Raw genomic sequence first — 17,761 nt, 5'->3', positions numbered from 1 at the left:
TCGCCGTGCGCTACCAAGCCACCATCGACATCGCCGCCATCAACATCTGGCTACGCCACTTACGAAACACGGCCTAGGCCCATGTCTCGCACCTCGTTGACCAGTCGTTTCCACTCAGGGGCGGAGTACCGGGGTGGAATGCTGGGCCACGCCCGGTAGGTTACCCAGACCCGGTCGGGTGTACTGCCGCGTGGGAACAGCACCCCCGCGCCCAGCGGGATGACGTCTTCGGTTTCGCCGCGGATCGACCCGACGACCAGGGTTCGTTCGGCATGGGGGACCCCGATGTTCACCGTCGCCCCTGGGATCGCTGCGGCGAGGTGCCCCAGCGGGCGCTCGCGGCAGCCCGGATCACCGAAGCCGGCTGCCATGCCTGGCCCACGAAGATAGCCCTTGGTCGATGATTCCTCGTGCAGCAGAAGGAAATCCGACTCAACGGGCGGCGATGGTCAGTGCGCATGCGGGCAAGCGCGACGGTGCGCTCGGGCACCTGGCGGCGTTCGGTCAGGAGCTCTATCAATGCCTCACCCCGCGGGCGGACGCGTTGGTCGGGTTGTCGCTGGCGCCAGAGCACCGGCGTGGACACGGTGCCCTGTACGACGCGGTGAACTCCGGGCGGAACAACTTTGCCCGGCTTCGGGGCACCTTGACCGGCCTACCGCTGCCCCGCGCAGCCGATGGTCGGCTCGTTCTCGCGGTGGATTTTTCCCCGTGGCTGCGGCCAGACGGCACCACTTGGGCCCAGACCGCTCGTTCTGTCACACCTACGGCCGGGCCGCGTTCGCGTCCGGAGGTGTTGATCTGCACAGCCTGCCGTGGTGAGCAGAAAGCGCGAATCTTTCGCACGGGGTGCGCAAGGTCAGCGGCGTGCGGGCATATCGTTGGGACTGTGTCGGATCCGTGGCTGCGTATCGAGGTGCTCGACGGGAAAGTCCCAGCGAGCGAGTGGCGCCGTGCCCACGCCGACACGTTGGTCGACGCCGCGATCGCCGACCGTGCCGTGCGGTGGTCGTGGCGGGTGCATACCCGCGGTGTGGTGTTCGAGATCGCCTTCCGAACCGAGCGCATCCGCGACGAAGTCCGCGGCCAGCTCGCGGTCAAGGCAGCACTCGACGCCGTGCCCGACCCTCGGCACGGACTCAACGTTGTTCCAGGCGGCGGCGACTAAGCATCCGTTACCCGTCCTCACGCCCGGCCGGCCGTTGGCGGCGTTTCGCCGCCCGCAGCCGTACCACCAACCCACCGTAGAACCGCACAGCCGGAAGCCACGGCGACCGCAGGCAATGTCGCCGGAGGGTAATGATCCATGCGCGAGTCCCGAGCGTTCGGCCCGGAAATCGCCCGAACGGTGCGCCCCTGTCGGCATACTGGGAAAAGTGCTTAGGCGTGTACGGATGACCGTGCTCAGTCGTGAGACTGGGAAGGTGCCCGCCTGACCGTGGCTGCACCATCGGTGAGGCGACGTACTTCGACACCGAGGAGAATTCGTGACACAACCGTCCGCCGCGGGCGGGCTGGCCGCCGTGTTGTGGGACATGGACGGCACCCTGGTCGACTCGGAAAAACTGTGGGAAATCGCAAACTACGAGGCGGCCGAATGGCTCGGGGGTGCCCTGACCGAGGCGCAACGGGCCACCCTGATGGGAGCCAACAAGGACGACACGGCCCGGTACTTGCTCGAGTCCGTCGGTCGCCCGGTCACTCCGGCCGCCATCGCCGAGACCGGTGCGTGGATCACCGACCGCGCCGCTCGCTTGTTCGTCGACGGACTCCCGTGGCGGCCTGGCGCGGCCGAGGCGCTGGCGTCGGTGCGGTCCGCGGGTATCCCGTGCGCGTTGGTCACCACGACCGATCGGGCGCTGGCCGAGTTGGCGTTGAACACGATCGGGCGCGATTTCTTCGACGTGACCGTGTGCGGGGACGAGGTGGACGGCCTGAACAAGCCACATCCCCGGCCGTATGCGATGGCGGCGGAACTTCTCGGTGTCGACCCGATGCGCAGCGTCGCGGTGGAGGACCCCCCACCCGGCGCCGAATCGGCGGTGGCGGCTGGGTGCACCGTGCTGGTGGTGCCGCACGAGGTGCCGGTCCCGGCTGGTCCGCGTCGGGTCTTCCGGCCTTCTCTGGTTGGAGTGGACGCGACCGTCCTGGCCGACGTCCTGCGCGGGGGAATCCCAGACGCCGGTTGAGAGCCAGCCCCGGCAGGGGTAGGACCGCCCCGAGGGCCGGGCCGCGGCCGGGAGGTACGCCGTGTCGGTCAGCCACGCAGCAGCAGCTTTGCGCCGTCCCGTCGGGAAGTACCAGCCTAGCCACTCGCCGACCGGACAACACCAGACCGGACGTAGTGACTATAGACCGGAAGGCGGAGATCCGGTCGCGTTCTCGGTCGAGGTGCTTCGGATCGCACGGTCGGCGTGACCGGCGAGTTGTCATAGCACGGTAGTCGTGGTCCGGCTTTTGGCGGCTCTCCAGCCGATTGGAACGGTGTCCGTGACAGCGGACAGCGATACGGCGACAGACTGGATAACTTGGCCGTGTCACGGGCTCAATCTGGTGGCCCGGAGTCACCGCGGTCGAGCCGCGCAACAGCGTTCGGGCACTCCTGCCCCAGTCAACTGTGTTCCTCTTCCGTCGCGCCCTGGTGCGACGGCGGCGGGGTTGTGGCTCCCGCTGTGGCGGTGACGTTCTGGTGTGGGCTGCCCGATGACAGGCTCTGTCCGTGTGGTTGCGGGTCTGTCATCGGGCCCGGGTGATGCGGCTGTCTGCGGCGGTGGGTACAGGCTGTGAGAATTTGGTTCACAGTCGCCACTTGAATGGAGCAGTTCAAGTTTCGTTGTCGCGGGTAGGGGGGTTCACCGTTGGTCAGCTGTGATCCTCCATCCGCATGGAGCGGATAAGGAGGCATTGCGGTGGCACTGGCGAGCCAGTAGAAATACGTAGTGGGGATAGTAGCCAGTTGTGGTGATGGGGTAGTCAAGTTTACCTTCTCCTGCAAACTCTCTACCACTCTCGCGTGATTGTGCTCTGCGTATCTTTCATGTTCGTTAGATGATCGGGGGATCAGTGTGTATCGAGAGTTGTTGAAATCAAAGGTGCATCGTGTTCGGGTAACTCAGGCAGACCTTCATTATGTTGGATCGTTGACCATTGACCGTGTTCTGATGGACGCGGCGGATCTTGTGGCGGGCGAAAAGGTCGATGTGGTCGATATTGATAATGGGAACCGTCTCTCCACGTATGTGATTGAGGGCCCTCGTGATTCGGGTGTGCTTGGTGTCAATGGTGCGGCGGCCCGGATGATCCACCCTGGTGATCTCGTTATCGTCATTTCCTATGCCACGGTTGAGGAAAGGCTGGTTGCGGAGTTCAGGCCTCGTGTGGTGTTCGTCGACGATCGGAATCGGCCGCTGTCCGAGGGTGACGATCCGGCCGCGGTCCCCATGGGTTCGGGGCTGGTGCGCGGTGATGTGATGGGGAACGGGGTGAGCCTGCGATGAGCGCGGTCGCGTCCGGGGCTGGGGTGGTTACCTCGCGCGAGGTGTGCGTTCCTGGCGTCTTGGCTCACTACTACCCGGAGTTGACTGTGCTGCTGCGCGGCGTGGGAGAGCGGGTATCGACGCGTTTGTTTCAGCCCGGGTGGAGTCTTCCCGAACTGGATGACCGACTGGTTGAGTTCTTCGCCCCGTCGACGATGTCGTGGACGGAGTTGGGAATCCACGGTGAGACGGAGCTGTCGCTGCTGGACCTTCGCGGTAACCCTGGTACGCGCACCACCAAGACTTTCGCGTCGCTGTTGATGGTGGCGCGGGCTGTAGCGCATATTCAGGCGACAGGTGATCGAATCGCGATCGTCACACCGTCTTCGGCGAACAAGGCCACCGCGTTACGTGACGCGGTACTGCGGGCGATCGAAACGGGCCTGGTCTCGCCGGAGCAGCTGCAGATCGTGAGTCTCGTTCCCGCGCAGTCGCAGCCGAAACTGTGGGATTCGGCGCTGAGATCGCGGGAATATCTCGCGCGACATAACCCGATACTGGTGCACCGGGGTGGCGAGCGTGCTGGCGTGAAAACGATCGTGGGTGAATTCGCTGCCTCCGAGGCTGATCAGGTCACGCGGTCGACGGGGGTCAAGTTGTGGTTCACCCTCGCGCTGGACAACTATCGGGTGGCTGATGCGGTCCGTGCTTTCGTGGAGCAGGACTTTCTGCCCGCGGTGCCGGTGCGGTTGCATGCACACGCGGTGTCCAGTGCTTTCGGGCTGTTGGGGCACGCTTTCGGGGAGGAATGGCGTGGCAGGCCGGGCCGGGCTCAGTATTTTCTGGTCCAGCATTTGGACACCCCGGACATGGTGCTGGATCTCTACTGCGACACGTTCGACCGGAGCAGGAGGCCGGACTATGAGTTCGATCCGGGCAGCGGGTTGTATCGGCAGGATCGGGATCCGCACTTCCCGCAGTGGACGCATGCCGTAGACGAAGCGCTCGATCCCACGTTCTACACCCGCGCTCCAGCCACCTCGCCGACGATGAAGCAGCTGATCAGAGGTGCCGGGGGCGGCGGGATCGTGGTGTCGCTGTACGAATGCCTGCAACGCTATGCCCGGATCCGGGCGCTGCTGAGTCGTTCCGCGGTCACGCTGCCGTCCGATCCCCGGGAGTTGCGGGAATGGTCACTGGTGATGGCGATGACCGGTGTGCTCAACGCGATTGATCGCCAGGTGATTCCGGTAGGTGCGAACGTCGTGGTGCACGCCTCGGGTTCCTACGGCATCCAGGACTACACCCCCATTCCCGCCGCGGATCTGATCGAGGTCAGAGACAGCGGAGAGTTGGCCACTCAGGTCACCAGGGCGGTGACGGCATGATCCAGAGCCCCGGCAGCGCCGCCCTGTGGCATCGACATCAGCGAGCCCTGCCGTCCTGGGAGCACCTGTACTACGAACAGCCGCTCGCATTGGTCAGCGGACGCGGGTGCACGGTCACCGACGCCGAAGGCAACGGCTATCTGGACTGTTTCAGCGGCATCCTGGCCAACTTCCTAGGCTACGACGTACCGCAGTTACGCGAGGCGGTGGACCGCCAACTGGCACGTGGCATAGTCCATACCTCCACCCTCTATCTCATCGACAACCAGGTTCGGCTGGCCGAACGCATCGCCGCCACCGCCCCGTTCCCCGACGCACGGGTATTCTTCACCAACTCCGGCAGTGAAGCCAACGACACCGCACTGCTGTTGGCGTGTGAGTTCGCCGGAGCCACCACGGTGGGCGCTCTGCGCGGTTCCTACCACGGCCGGACCATGGCCGCGGTGGCGGTGACTGAACTCCCGCGGTGGAAACCGACCCACCTGAGTCCCTTCGACGTTGTGTTCGCGTGCACCGGCCATCACGGGACAGAGTCCGCAGACACCCACCCCTCCGGACGCCACGACTGCCTGGACGACTTCCTCGACCGGTGGGGCGACCGGCGAGCCGCGGCGTTCATCGTCGAACCGATTCAGGGAGTAAACGGCTTCGTCGAGCCGGCCCCGGGCCTGCTGGCCCGATATCACGAGGCGCTGACAGACCGAGGCGCGCTGTTCATCGCGGACGAGGTCCAGACAGGGTGGGGACGGACCGGAGCCACGTTCTGGGGGATTCAACGGCACGGGGTGGTCCCGGACATCATCACCTTCGCCAAAGGGATCGGCGGCGGGTTCCCGCTGGGCGGGGTCATCGCCCCGGCTCCGATCATGAACCGACTCCGCGGTGACTCGATTTCCACCTTCGGCGGGAATCCGTTGGCCACCTGCGCCGGCCTGGCCGTGCTGGATGCCCTCGAGGACAGCGCGCTGCAGGCCAACGCCGACCACGTCGGCGGCGACATCCTGCGGCGGCTGCAAGACCGGCTGGCCGCGCTGCCTCTTGTGCGAGAAGTGCGCGGCGCGGGCTTGATGATCGCGGTCGAACTGGTCGATCCCGCCACCGCGCTTCCCGACGCGGCCGTGGCCCGCACGGTACTGGAGCACTGCCGGCGTCACGGCGTGCTGATCGGACTGGGCGGGCGAGCCGGAAACGTCTTGCGCATCGCACCGCCGATGACGGTCACCGTCGACGACGGACGGCGGCTCGTCGACGCGCTCACGGCGGCGGTCGCACAGATCTCGCACCACACCCCCAACGGCGGCAGCGCCACCGCGACGGCCGCCACAGCAACCGGGAGGACCACACCATGAATCACTCACCCCTGAGCATCTTGTCCCAGACCGACTTCAACCAGCGGCCGATCCCGCTCGAACGGCTCGAGCAAACCTTCCGGGACATGCTCACCGAGCACGGCTACGTGCTGATGACCAACGTCCCCGACGATTTCGACCCGGTACGGTTCTGCCGTCGGCTGGGCGGGTTCGTGCCCAACTACAACGGATCCGTGGTGGGCGACGTGCGTCCCGAACCGGGAATGGACGACGTCTACCACGCCGGCAACACCCGGCCGCTCACCCCACACACCGAGGGCTACGACTTCGAAGTGCTCCCACCCCGCTACATCGCGCTGTGGTGCGTACAGCCGATCACCGGCGGAGGTGGCGAAACCACCCTGGCCGACACCCGGCCCTGGGTCCAGGCGATGACCGATGCGCAACGGGAGGTGTTCGAGAAGACCGAGTACGACTGGAAGACCACCGACGGAGTCAAGCGACTCGGACTCGACCTGCACACCCGGCACCCGATTCTCGCGGAGAACGACGGGACCACGATCGTCCGCTTCTCCTGCAACAACCTCATCCGCGACGACGAGGACCCCGCGGCCCAGCTGCAACACGAGTGGCATCAGCGATTCGACGAGGAGCATGTGGCGATCGACTACGGGGCCAACGACATGCTCGTCTGGGACAACTGGCGGCTGCTGCACGCCCGCAACGCCTTCCGGGACCGGGGACGGCACCTGCGGCGCATCCAGATCGCCGCGTCGTGAACCCAGTGAACACCGCGGATTCCGTGGTCGTGCTGGGCACCGGCGCCTTCGCCACCGCGTTCACGCAGGCGCTGGCCCAGCACGCGCGGAGGCCGACACGGATCGTGGTCGTCGGGCGGACCACGGCCGCGGGCCGAGACCTGCTGCGGAACATCGCACCAGCAGGCCGCGCCGCGCACGTCACCGCGCTGTGCACCGCGACGGACCTCGGGCTCCACGCCGACCTACGGCCACTGATATGCCAGTACCTCCCCCGGGTGGTGGTGGTCTGCGCTTCTCTGCATTCGCCCTACTACGCGGCCGGCGCCGCGGACAGCTGGACCAGGCTGGTGGACGCCGCGGAGTTCGGGTTCACCGCCCCGCTGCAGGCCGCGACCGCCGTCCGGGCCGCGCAAGCCATCGCCAGCACCGGGCTCGTGGATTGCCAACTGGTCAACGCGTGTTACCCGGACCTGGTCAACCCCCTGCTGGTCGCGCTCGGCCTGCCCGTGCTGTGCGGCCTCGGCAACGTGGCCACGCTCGCCGAGGCCCTCGCCTCGCTGCTCCCGCACGAGAGGTGCGGAATCCGGGTCGTGGCCCACCACCGTCACCTGAAACCCGGCATCACCGCCGAGGAGGAAGCGTGGGTCCAGATGCCCGGTGCCGACGGTCCCGCTGTGACCGGGGCGCTCGCGCGGATACGGGCCTGGCCACGCCGCAGGCGTAACGACCTGGGCGCGGCCGCGGGTGGCAGACTCGTGGCGCGCCTGCTCAGCGGAGCGACCGTGCGCACCAGCCTGCCCGGTATCGGCCCCCTTCCCGGCGGCTACCCGGTCCTAGCCGGGCTGCGTGGCTGCGAGCTCGACCTCCCCGCGCCCTGGCCTCGGCAGACCGCCGTCGCCGAGCAGGAGCGCCACGCTCGCCGTGAAGGAGTGACCGTCCACGACGGGAAGCTGACCTACTGGGGAGCGACCCGCGATCTCATGCGCCGGATAGGCCTGGCCGAGGACGGCACGGTGCCGGTCGCCGAATGGAACACGGCCGCCCAGGCGCTCATCGCGTTACGCCACCGGCTGCGTCGTTCCAGTGGCGCGAGCCCGAGCCGACTTCCCGTGTGACCGGCAACTCCCGCCCCGGCACCAACGTTGAGGAGAAGGGACGTGATGAGTGACCTCGCGGTGCATCCGCACCCCGTGACCGGTGCTTCCGGGCACGGCACCGGCACAACCCCCGTGGCCACGCAGTGGGCCGCACGGGCTCGCTATGTCTGGCACAACAGCGGCAGCGCCACGGTGCGGCGGGCACGGCGTCTGCTCGACTCCCGACGACCAGTGCGCACGGCCCTGCTCTCCCAGGGTTCCCCGATCAGTGGGCCCAGCTTCGCCTACACGGGGCTGCCCATCGGAGAGCTCAACGTGCTCGCCCTGCTCGAACGGCGCCGGCGCGCGCTCACCGGCGCGGCGTCCTCCCGCGTCAGCACGTCCGTGTGCTGGTCGGCCCTGCGCCGCGGCGAGTTCCCCGACGCCGACCTAGTCCTGGTCGGGGGCGAGGACAGCAGAGTGCGCCAGTTGCCCCGGCGCCAGGCGTTCGTGCTGCCGTTCCGGGTGCACCTGGTGGTCGCCACGGACATTGACGCGGAGACGCTGAGATCGCGGATATCCAAACGGGAACGGTGGGAGTTTGCCCGCAACCGCCGACTGTACGACTGGGAGTGGGAGGAGGACAACTCGCTGCGGGCGTTGCGCTGGTTCCACGATCACCTGCATGTGCCGACCATGCGCGCCCGTCATCCGGAAGACAGCCGCACCGAAAGCCTCGTCGTGGCCGAACGGTCGATCCTGCGGTCCGGCCGGCTGTTCTTCCTGCGGGAGAACGGGAATCGGGTAGCGGGTGTGCTCTGCCATCACCCCGGCGAACGAGCCGTGCTGACCACTCGGCTTCTCGGTGTTCTCGACGGCGACCCGGCGCATTACGACAGCGGCGCATTCAAAGCCGTCTACCATCTCCTGCTCGAATGGGCGTGTGCCCGCGGTCTCCCGGCCGTGGATTTCTACGGCACCGAGGCATTTCTCAGCAAGGGAATCTTCCAGTGGAAGCGCAAATTCTTCCCCGCGGTCGTGCTGCCACCCAACCACTTCAGCACCAAACGGATCCATCTCACCGTGCGGCGAGACACCGCCAAAGTCCGCGATTTCCTGGTCGCTAACCCCTTCCTGCAACTGACCCCGGACGGCCGATTGCAACCGGTGTACTTCCACGACACCGCGCGGCCAATCACCACCGCGGTCAGCGCCAAAACCCGCGACATCGCCCCCACCCGGCACGTCGACCTCGACGCGTTTTTCGACCACACGCCCACGGCCGCGCGAGACGAGTGAATCCTGATGCGAGACCACCCCTGGTTCGGTGACGAACACCTGACCTTACCCCTGCCCGCGCCCCAGATCCGCGACGTCGTGCGCCGCGAGATCCGCGATACGGGTGTGCCACCCCGGGACGCGCTGCCCGCCGCCCCTTTCGTCATTCCTCGGTGCTCCTATCGGGAACTGTTCCACATCGCGAACGTTCTGCTGGACCTCCTCCGCCGCACCGTGCTGCACCTGGGCGTCAGTACCGAGGGACGACTGGCCGCGCTCGGCACCACCAGGGAGGACTATCCGCTGTTCCTCGACGACCTGTTCCTCGAAGAGCGCTACGCGGCCTGCATGGCCCGCCCGGATGTGGTCGTCGGTGCCACCGGACCGAAATTCCTCGAGTTCAACGTCAGCGGCGCCGTCGGTGGCCCGGTCGAGGCGCACTGCCTGCAACGGGCCTGGCACTTCCTCGAACACCGCACCCACCACAGCCGACTGTGCTACGACGACCCGTTCGCCGCCCGAGCGTGGCTGTTCCGTGCCGTGTGCGGCGAACTGGACCTGCCGCCGCGGCTGGCGTGGGTGGGCAGCACCCGAGACCTCTACCACACCGACTCCACCCGCTACTTCGACCTCGAGCTGGACTATCTCCATCGACAAGGGTTCGTCGCCGACCACTTCGAACCCGAAGAACTAGCCACCGCACTCGATGCCGGACTCCCAAACGGCTATTCCGCGGGACTGCGTCACTTCACCATCCCCGAATGGCGGGAACTAGGCATCGACACCGCGCCGGTGGCCCAAGCACTCAAGACCGGATGCCTCCTGTTGTCCCCGCAAACCTCCGCCCTGCTGGCCAACAAAAAGACCCTCGGCCTGATCTCCGAAGGGCAACCCTGGATGAGCAAGGCCGAACAACAGGTCGTGGACGACTACGTCCCCTGGACCCGGGTACTGGGCGACCGGCAGGTCACCCGGGAGGCAGACACCATCGAACTGGGCCCGTTCACGCTCGAACACCAGGAACACCTGGTGCTCAAACGAGGCATCGGGATGAAGGGGCTGCAAGTCGTCCTGGGGCGCGACTGCAGCCCCGAGCAGTGGAGCGACCACGTACACACAGCCATCACCGCTGGCGACAGCGTCGTACAGGACTATGTCGAGCCCGGCCGCTGCCGCCTGGACATCAGCTGGTCGGAAGACAGCCGAGTCCAGCCTGAACAGGTCGCTCCGGTGCTCAGCCCGTTTCTGTTCGGTGGCCGGCGCGGCGGGCTGTGGGCACGGTTCTTCGCCACCGGGCAGACCGGTGTCATCAGCCGCGAAGGCTACGGCGCGATGGAAAACGTCGTACTCACCACCGCATGACCTGCCCAGAATGGACCCATCGCCTGGGACACACCGCTCCGATTGGGTACCCCTACACCGATCTCGACGACAAGGGGGCATAGGTGGACGAGGCAGCGGTGACCCGGAAACTGCTCTACGGCCAGGCGATCACTTCACTGGGGGACGGCCTGTGGTTCAGCATGTGGGCGATCTTCCTGACCCGGATCCAGCACATCTCGCCCCAGGCGATGGGGCTGGCGATCGGCCTGGGCGGGGCGATCGGGCTGCTGGCCGCCACCCCACTCGGGATCCTCGCCGACCGCCGAGGACCGCGCGGCGTCCTCGCCGTGCTCACCGCGAGCCGAGGTGTGATCATGATCGGCTACATCTGGGTGGACAGCTTCTGGACCCTGCTGGTGATCGCCACCTTCTTCGCCGCGACCCAGAGCTCCGCCGCCGGAGTCCGGGTGGCACTCATCCACCATCTGATCACACCGCACCGCCGCATGCGGGTACTCGCCCTCAGTCGCGTCGTGCAACACATCGCCTACGCGGCCGGCGCCGGCCTGGCCGCCGCGACCCTTACCGTCGGAACCCGACCGGTCTTCCTCGGCGCGGTGCTGCTGAACTCCATCAGCTTCTTCGCCACCGCCTGGCTGACCCTGCTGGTGCCCGCCACACCGCCGATCCCGCGAGCACACCCCCAACGCGGTCTGCAAGCCGTGCGTCACCTGCCATTCGTGGCGATCATGGCGACCACCGCGGTCCTGGCCATGTGCTGGGCGATGCTGTCCAGCGGCCTGCCGCTGTGGGTGCTCAACGACACGGCCGCGCCACGCTGGACCTCCGCGGTCGCGGTCGTGGCCAGCTCACTGGGCATCGCCCTGTTCCAAGTCACCGTCAGCGAACGCGCGACCCGGCTCGTCACCGCCGTACGCGCCACCCGATGGTCCGGCCTGGCCCTCGCCGCCGCCTGCGGCCTGTTCGCGCTGAGCGCCTGGCCCACCACCGGCGGCCTCGCACTGCTGGTGCTCGGCCTGGGCATGCTCGCCCACATCACCGGCGAACTGTTCTATGTCGCCGCACGCTGGGGCCTCTCCCTCAAACTCATGACCAAAGACGCCGCCGGTGAATACCAGGGAATCGCCGCCACCACCGAAGCCTCGATCCAAGCACTCGGACCCGCACTGATCACCCTCCTGATCACCGACCTGCACGCCGCGGGCTGGCTCATCCTCGGCGTGCTCATGCTCGGCGCCGCAGCCCCCGCAACCACCCTGACCCGCAAAGCCCTCCGCGGCAAACCCACCCGCCGCACACCACCCACCATCCGCACCGGTTAACCAAGGAGCACGCGAACACCATGACCAACACCGACCAGCACCCGACAGTCGACTGCGACGGCATCCTGGTACACCACGCCGAACATCTCGACGGCGGAGGGAACAACTTCGGCAAAGCGTACATCCCCTTCATACAGAGACACTTCGCCTCGCCGCAATCAATCCTGGAATGGTGCTGCGGCCCCGGCTACATCGGATTCTCACTGCTCGCGCGAGGACTCTGCCACACGCTCAGCCTCGCGGACATCAACGAAGAAGCGACAGCCGCGTGCCGCAAGACCGTGCAACACAACCACCTGACCGAGCACGTATCAGTCTTCAGAAGCGACTGCTTCGACGACATTCCCACCGGCCTGCGATGGGACCTGATCGTCGGGAACCCACCCCACGTGAACACGAAAACCCCAGGAGAGACCGATTTCCAACGCAGAAAACCCCGCGTCATCTACCTGGACCAAGACTGGGACATACACCGACGCTTCTACAAACAGGCCCCCCACCACCTCAAGCCAGGCGGGAACGTCATACTGCAGGAGAAATACAAATTCTCCCGACCGGAAACCTTCCAACCAATGATCACAGACAGTGGCTTGTCTATCGTGGACGCAATACCCTGCGAACCACCCTATGAAGAATACTACTTCCTGTGGTCACGACTGCCCGAATAACGACTCAGTGCAGGGTTGATTGCCTGCTCGCCCAGCCAGCCCCGAACCACCGTAGCGTCGACACCCCTCCCCCGGCCGCCCCGCACAGCCCCCGGGATTCGACGTCCGGCGCGACGCTCGCCAGCGCGTACGGGGACTTCGCCAATAACGGCGGTGTCTACGCGATGGTCGGCGGCAACTGGTGGGACTCGAAAGCCAGCGACGGCTCAGTTGGCCCGCGTACCTGAATGGGGAGTTCACCTTCTGGAAGCAGGGCAGGTGGCAGTACGGCGACACCTCCGAGTCCGAACGTACCTACTCGGCGGCCAGTGGTCCGTTGTCGGCAAGCTGAGACCGGATGCGACGGCGGCGCGCGCCGTGATCAGGGTGTGCGTCGACAGGTCCGCGCGACCGGGTGCCTGCTCGCCCACGTCGATCGTGACGTTCAACTACTGGCCCGTAGCCGTGCGCTGGATGCCACGTGGGAACCGCGCCGACGGCGATGCCGGTGCACCAGGTCCGGGAGCACCGACACCTCCACGTGCCAGCGTCCTCGCCCCTGCGCCGACACCCACCCCACCCTGTCCGGTCCGGGCGTTACACCACCAGGGACCTTCGTCCCTTAGCCCGGGAATTCGCCCTGTGGGGGCAACGCTCTGGGCACCGCGTCGGGGAGAATGGCGCCGTGAGCACTCCCGCGCCTCCCGCCCCAGGCCCGGTTCTGCATGCCACACCCCGGGTGACGGCCACCGTGGAACACCACGACACCACCACGGTGCTGACCGTGGCCAGCGAACTCGACCACGCCACCACGCCCCGGCTGGTCGCCTCGGTCGACCTGGCCCTGGCCCGGCGGCCCGCGGCGCTGATTCTGGACTTGTCCAGGGTGGTGTTCATGACCTCGGCCGGGGCTGACCGCGCTCGTGGCTGTGCACCACGGCTGCGGGGCGCACAGCCAACTGCGGCGCGTGGTCACCGACCGCATCCTGCGCACCCTGCACCGCACCGGCCTGGCCGAGGTGTTCGCCCTGTATCCCACCCGCGCCCACGCCCTCAGCCCGGACAGGACACCCGGGTAACAAGGGGTTCCGTGCCAACGTGGCTGGCCCAGTATTTGTCTTGATCGCGAAGTCCCGGTTCGGACGATGCGCCGGGGCGAGCACGGACGCGAGGCTGGACACCGTCGGGGTGGCACGCATGCGCGCGATCCCTTGGGCCGTCCTGTCCCCAGGCCGGGCGTCCGGCTCTCTGTGCGGGGGTGGCGTCCGGCCCGGATGCCGCACCCTCGGCCTCGCTCAACCACCTCTCGACGTTCGGCCCCGGCTCCGCGCGGGCTGACCTGGTAGTGCGCCGCCCGGATCGCCGCCAACTGCTCGCGGTGAGCGAGGCGGTCAGACCGGTGTCCGCGTCTTCCGGGCTTCTGTGACGAGTCGCCTGGTGATGCGGTGGAGTCGTGCTGGTCGCTGTACCGGATCGGGTGGTCTGCCGTTGGTGAGCGTGGGCTGTCTGGAACGGGAAGGATGTGCCCGTTGGGGTGGCGAGTCACCGAACACATCCCGTCCGATCCCGTAGAACACATAGCTGGTGGACCGGGCCACGATCGGGTATGTGATCGCTCCCGACCGGCCGGTCGCGGCTGCGTTCCCGCACCGGCGTCTTAGCCTCCCGCGGTCGTGTTAAACGCTCGTGCTCAACGGAGGTCCGGGGATGCGCCCGCGACGGTGCAGGGTGGTGGCGTCGGTACTGGGTGCGGCTGTGGCGCTGGGGCCTGCCACGGCGCCGGGGGCGCACGCCGCGGAGGAAACCGGCCCGGAGACCACCGGCTTCGTGCCCGCGCTCGTCCACTCGATCGACCACCCCGAGGCGAGTCCACCGGGAGCCAACGACTGGTCCTGCCGGCCGAACCCCCGGCACCCGCACCCAGTGGTGCTCGTGCACGGCACCTACGCGAACCGGTACGACACCTTCGCCATGCTCTCCCCCGCCCTAAAACGGGACGGCTACTGTGTCTTCGCACTCAACCACGGCGACACCGATGACAACCTCCTCAGCCAGGCCGAATTCCTCAAGGGCAACGGAGACATCCGCCGCTCGGCCCAGGAACTCGCGGCGTTCGTGGACCGGGTGCTCGCCGCCACCGGAACGTCCCGCGTGGACATCGTCGGCCACTCGCTCGGCGGGCTGATGCCGCGCCAGTACCTGAAGTTCGAGGGCGGCGCAGGTAAGGTCGGCACGCTGGTCACCCTCGGCGCGCCCCACCACGGCACGACGCTGTCCGGGATCGCCGTCATCGCGTCCTCCCTCGGCCTGCTCGACTCCACCCACCCGCTGCTCGGCGACGGACCCGCCCAGCAAACCCGCGGCTCGCAGTTCCTCGCCGAACTCAACGCCGAGGGGGACACCGTCGCGGGAGTCAGCTACGTGGTGATCGCGACCAGCCTCGACGCGGTGACCACCCCACACCACTCCACCTTCCTCACCCCCGGTCCCGGCGCGACGGTCCGCAACATCACCCTGCAGCACGGCTGCCCGATCGACCTGTCCGATCACCTCTCGATGATCTACTCGCCCCGGGCCATCGGGTACGTACGGCAAGGACTGGACCCGCAAACCGGCCCACCATCGTGCCAACCGCACCTTCCCGTCATGTAAGCACTCGTTACGCCCCACCGGCTTGACCAGCGGGCGAGGAGCACGCCACCAGCAACGGGAACGCCGCCACGTCAACCATGCGCATCCACAGGTGGCCGGAAAGCGGGATCCCCTCGAATGGACCGCCGCGCCGGAGCCCGCACCCGCTCGGGCATCGTGGTTGGACTCGGGCTTCGAGAAGGCTACGACCACGATGCACCCCCAGCACGAGGTCAGCGAACTCGAACGGCTCCTCGCCGAGCACGACATCGACGACTGGGAATGCGCCCCCGCCCGGCTGGCGTGGCCGCGCGTCTGGTCAACCAGGCCGTGCGTCGCTACGCCGAACTCGGCACTGTCGCGCACGCCGACCGCGCTCCCTGCCCACCGTCACCGATCCCGCCGCGACCTTCGCGCAGCACCGGTTCGTCGTCAACGCCTTTGCCCGGCAGCGGACCTTCGCCCTCGCGCAGTGACGACGTACTCGGCCACGTCCTGTCCTGGAGGCCGGGTTTGCGCACGGTTCGAATAATGAATCTTCCCCAGTTTGCCAACATCGACCCCGAAACCGGCCGGGTCGACGTGTGCATGAGCACCGCGTGAGCACGTGCTCGAATGGCGCGGCCCCCTTGGCAGGTGGGGTCGCGGGGTGGTCAGCTGCCGAGCACACTCTCCGGGAAGGCCATTTCCCGTGGTTTCCGGTCGGTGTGCATGGTCCAGAGCAGTTCGGCCAGTTCGATCGGGTCCGCAATGGGCATGTCGGGCACTGGCTGCCCTGCGGCTTCCGTGGCCTCGAACGTCGCGTCGGCGGCGGTTCCGATGATGCGTGCGCCGATATACAGCGTGCCGACGTACACGCCCTGGTCGGCGACTTCGGCCGCGAGGGACTGCAGGTAGTTGCGCTGGGCGGCCAACGCCGGCGGCCAGCCGCTCATGTGCGGGTGGCCCTGGACGGCGGAGGCTCCCTGGACGTTGAGGATCGCGCCATCGCCGCGTTCGATCATGGCGGGAAGGAATTCGTTGACCAAAGCGAGCAGGGTGTAGAGCGTCATCGGCATCAACTCCCGCAGTCGTTCCGGTCGCAGGTCGACGGCATCGACGAACTCCGGGTCCGCGGGTGCGGGACCGTAGTAGAAGGCGGCGGGGTCACCGACTTTCGCGCGAATCCGCTCGGCGAGCGCGGGCACGAGGCCGGTCTCGGACAGGTCGGCCGTCACCACATGCGCGGTGATGCCGTGTGCGGCCAGTTCCCCGGCGAACTCCTCCAGCGGACCTCGGCGGCGGGCGACCAAGACGACGTCGTAGCCCGCTTGTCCGTAACGGCGGGCGACCGCCCGGCCGACACCGGGACCGGCTCCGAACACTGCGATGGACTTGCGCGTGTTGTTCATGCCCTGAGCCAATCCCAGCACACGCAGACGATCCATGGGTGATCGTCGAAGATTGCTTTGCCAACGTCTACCGTGGAGGGCGTGGACGTGCTGACCGATCTGCTGCATCGCGCCCGCGCCAGGACCGCGCTGGTCCGGCAGTTGATCCAGCGGCCGCCATGGTCGATCACCTACGCCGACGCTCCCGCGCTCACCGTGATGGCCACACTCGGCGGCCACGCCTCGATCCGGCTCGAGGACTCCGGGACCGCGCCGGTACGCCTCGCCGCCGGGGACATCGCCCTGGTCACCGGGACCGGCCAGTACACGATCGCCGACAACCCCGACACACCGCACCAGGTCACCGTCCGCGGCGGCCGCAAGTACCTCCCCAGCGGGGAACAGACGGCAGGCCACCCGAATCTGGCGCCACGCACCTACGGCGACGGCCGGCCCGGGGCAACGACCATGCTCCGGGCCGCCTACGAACTCCACGGCGATGTCAGCGATCGACTGCTTGCCCTCTTGCCGCCACTGGCAGTGGTGCCAGCCGGGCCACGAACCGAGACAACGCTGGATCTGCTCGCCGCCGAGGTGTCCCGCGACGAACCCGGCCAGGACGCCGTGCTCAACCGCTTGCTGGATCTGGTGCTCGTGCTGGCGTTGCGGGCCTGGTGCGCCGAGTCGGCAACACCGCCCGCCTGGTACCGGGCGCTGGACGATCCGGCCATCGGCGAAGCGCTGCGCCTGCTGCACACCGAACCCGCGCGCCGATGGACCGTCGCCGAACTAGCCACCACGATCGGCCTGTCCCGCGCCGCGTTCGCCGCCCGATTCACCACCCTGGTCGGCGAACCCCCACTCACCTACCTAACCGGCTGGCGCATGACACTGGCAGCGGACCTGTTACGGGACACCGAAAAGACAGTCGCCGCGGTAGCACGCGAAACCGGCTACACAGACCCATTCGCCTTTAGCGTGGCATTCAAACGCGCCCACGGCCTCAGCCCCACCACCTGGCGTCGACGGGCCCGCTGACCAGCATCCCAGACCCCACCTCGAACACACCAACGCGACAAGCGGAACGACTGACCATCCCGTGCACTACCTGATCGACGGCTACCAGATCTGCGGCAGCAGCACTGCTACCCCTCGGGC

Annotated in this window: 14 protein-coding genes and 3 pseudogenes; 16 read left to right on the top strand and 1 reads right to left on the bottom strand. The window is 67.4% G+C overall.

Annotated elements, in window-relative coordinates; genetic code table 11:
- Positions 1 to 400: 400 nt before the first annotated feature.
- The 15 genes and pseudogenes from FXO23_RS52895 to FXO23_RS48600 form a co-directional block, all read left to right on the top strand.
- Positions 401 to 742 (top strand): annotated as a pseudogene (locus FXO23_RS52895) (transposase); the annotation flags it as partial.
- A gap of 147 nt (positions 743 to 889) precedes the next feature.
- Positions 890 to 1,168: a hypothetical protein gene (locus FXO23_RS48660; protein WP_158895689.1), complete on the top strand. Its 279-nt coding sequence runs from the start codon at positions 890 to 892 to the stop codon at positions 1,166 to 1,168.
- 367 nt (positions 1,169 to 1,535) lie between these two features.
- Complete coding sequence (locus FXO23_RS48655) at positions 1,536 to 2,189, top strand: HAD family hydrolase (protein ID WP_158895693.1); 654 nt, start codon at positions 1,536 to 1,538, stop codon at positions 2,187 to 2,189.
- An 876-nt stretch (positions 2,190 to 3,065) separates the two neighbouring features.
- Positions 3,066 to 3,470, top strand: a pseudogene (gene panD, locus FXO23_RS48650) (aspartate 1-decarboxylase); the annotation flags it as partial.
- Positions 3,471 to 3,493: 23 nt separating this feature from the next.
- On the top strand, positions 3,494 to 4,864 hold the full coding sequence (locus FXO23_RS48645; RefSeq protein WP_158895685.1) for a DUF6002 family protein: 1,371 nt from the start codon (positions 3,494 to 3,496) through the stop codon (positions 4,862 to 4,864).
- Positions 4,861 to 6,213: an aspartate aminotransferase family protein gene (locus FXO23_RS48640; RefSeq protein ID WP_158895683.1), complete on the top strand. Its 1,353-nt coding sequence runs from the start codon at positions 4,861 to 4,863 to the stop codon at positions 6,211 to 6,213. The genes FXO23_RS48645 and FXO23_RS48640 overlap by 4 nt, the downstream gene beginning before the upstream one ends.
- Complete coding sequence (locus tag FXO23_RS48635) at positions 6,210 to 6,953, top strand: TauD/TfdA family dioxygenase (protein WP_158895681.1); 744 nt, start codon at positions 6,210 to 6,212, stop codon at positions 6,951 to 6,953. The genes FXO23_RS48640 and FXO23_RS48635 overlap by 4 nt, the downstream gene beginning before the upstream one ends.
- Positions 6,950 to 8,050 carry a potassium transporter TrkA gene (locus FXO23_RS48630; RefSeq protein WP_158895679.1) on the top strand — a complete coding sequence of 367 codons (1,101 nt, stop codon included), beginning with the start codon at positions 6,950 to 6,952 and terminating at the stop codon, positions 8,048 to 8,050. Before FXO23_RS48635 ends, FXO23_RS48630 begins: the two co-directional genes overlap by 4 nt.
- A 45-nt stretch (positions 8,051 to 8,095) precedes the next feature.
- Positions 8,096 to 9,310 carry a GNAT family N-acetyltransferase gene (locus tag FXO23_RS48625; protein ID WP_158895677.1) on the top strand — a complete coding sequence of 405 codons (1,215 nt, stop codon included), beginning with the start codon at positions 8,096 to 8,098 and terminating at the stop codon, positions 9,308 to 9,310.
- A gap of 6 nt (positions 9,311 to 9,316) precedes the next feature.
- Positions 9,317 to 10,651 carry a hypothetical protein gene (locus tag FXO23_RS48620; protein WP_158895675.1) on the top strand — a complete coding sequence of 445 codons (1,335 nt, stop codon included), beginning with the start codon at positions 9,317 to 9,319 and terminating at the stop codon, positions 10,649 to 10,651.
- An 83-nt stretch (positions 10,652 to 10,734) separates the two neighbouring features.
- Positions 10,735 to 11,955 (top strand): MFS transporter, encoded by a 1,221-nt coding sequence (locus FXO23_RS48615; RefSeq protein ID WP_158895673.1) that lies wholly within the window; start codon positions 10,735 to 10,737, stop codon positions 11,953 to 11,955.
- A gap of 20 nt (positions 11,956 to 11,975) precedes the next feature.
- Positions 11,976 to 12,623: a methyltransferase gene (locus FXO23_RS48610; protein ID WP_158895671.1), complete on the top strand. Its 648-nt coding sequence runs from the start codon at positions 11,976 to 11,978 to the stop codon at positions 12,621 to 12,623.
- A 481-nt stretch (positions 12,624 to 13,104) separates the two neighbouring features.
- Positions 13,105 to 13,503, top strand: a pseudogene (locus tag FXO23_RS52890) (STAS domain-containing protein); the annotation flags it as partial.
- 22 nt (positions 13,504 to 13,525) lie between these two features.
- A complete protein-coding gene (locus FXO23_RS48605; protein WP_158895669.1) occupies positions 13,526 to 13,681 on the top strand; it encodes a hypothetical protein in 156 nt (51 codons plus the stop codon).
- A 676-nt stretch (positions 13,682 to 14,357) separates the two neighbouring features.
- Positions 14,358 to 15,254, top strand: coding sequence for an esterase/lipase family protein (locus FXO23_RS48600; protein WP_218952421.1), 897 nt, complete (start codon positions 14,358 to 14,360; stop codon positions 15,252 to 15,254).
- 632 nt (positions 15,255 to 15,886) lie between these two features.
- On the opposite strand, the gene FXO23_RS48595 is transcribed toward FXO23_RS48600, so the two are convergent.
- Entirely contained in the window at positions 15,887 to 16,732 is an 846-nt protein-coding gene (locus FXO23_RS48595; protein WP_246258572.1) for an SDR family NAD(P)-dependent oxidoreductase, read from the bottom strand.
- Here FXO23_RS48595 and FXO23_RS48590 point away from each other — a divergent pair.
- Positions 16,706 to 17,641, top strand: a complete 936-nt coding sequence (locus FXO23_RS48590; RefSeq protein ID WP_158895665.1) for an AraC family transcriptional regulator — start codon at positions 16,706 to 16,708, stop codon at positions 17,639 to 17,641. The genes FXO23_RS48595 and FXO23_RS48590 overlap by 27 nt on opposite strands.
- Positions 17,642 to 17,761 lie beyond the last annotated feature (120 nt).

The organism is Amycolatopsis anabasis (assembly GCF_009765355.1).
In the GTDB taxonomy this organism is placed as follows: domain Bacteria; phylum Actinomycetota; class Actinomycetes; order Mycobacteriales; family Pseudonocardiaceae; genus Amycolatopsis; species Amycolatopsis anabasis.
This window is presented reverse-complemented; position numbering and strand designations above follow the sequence as displayed.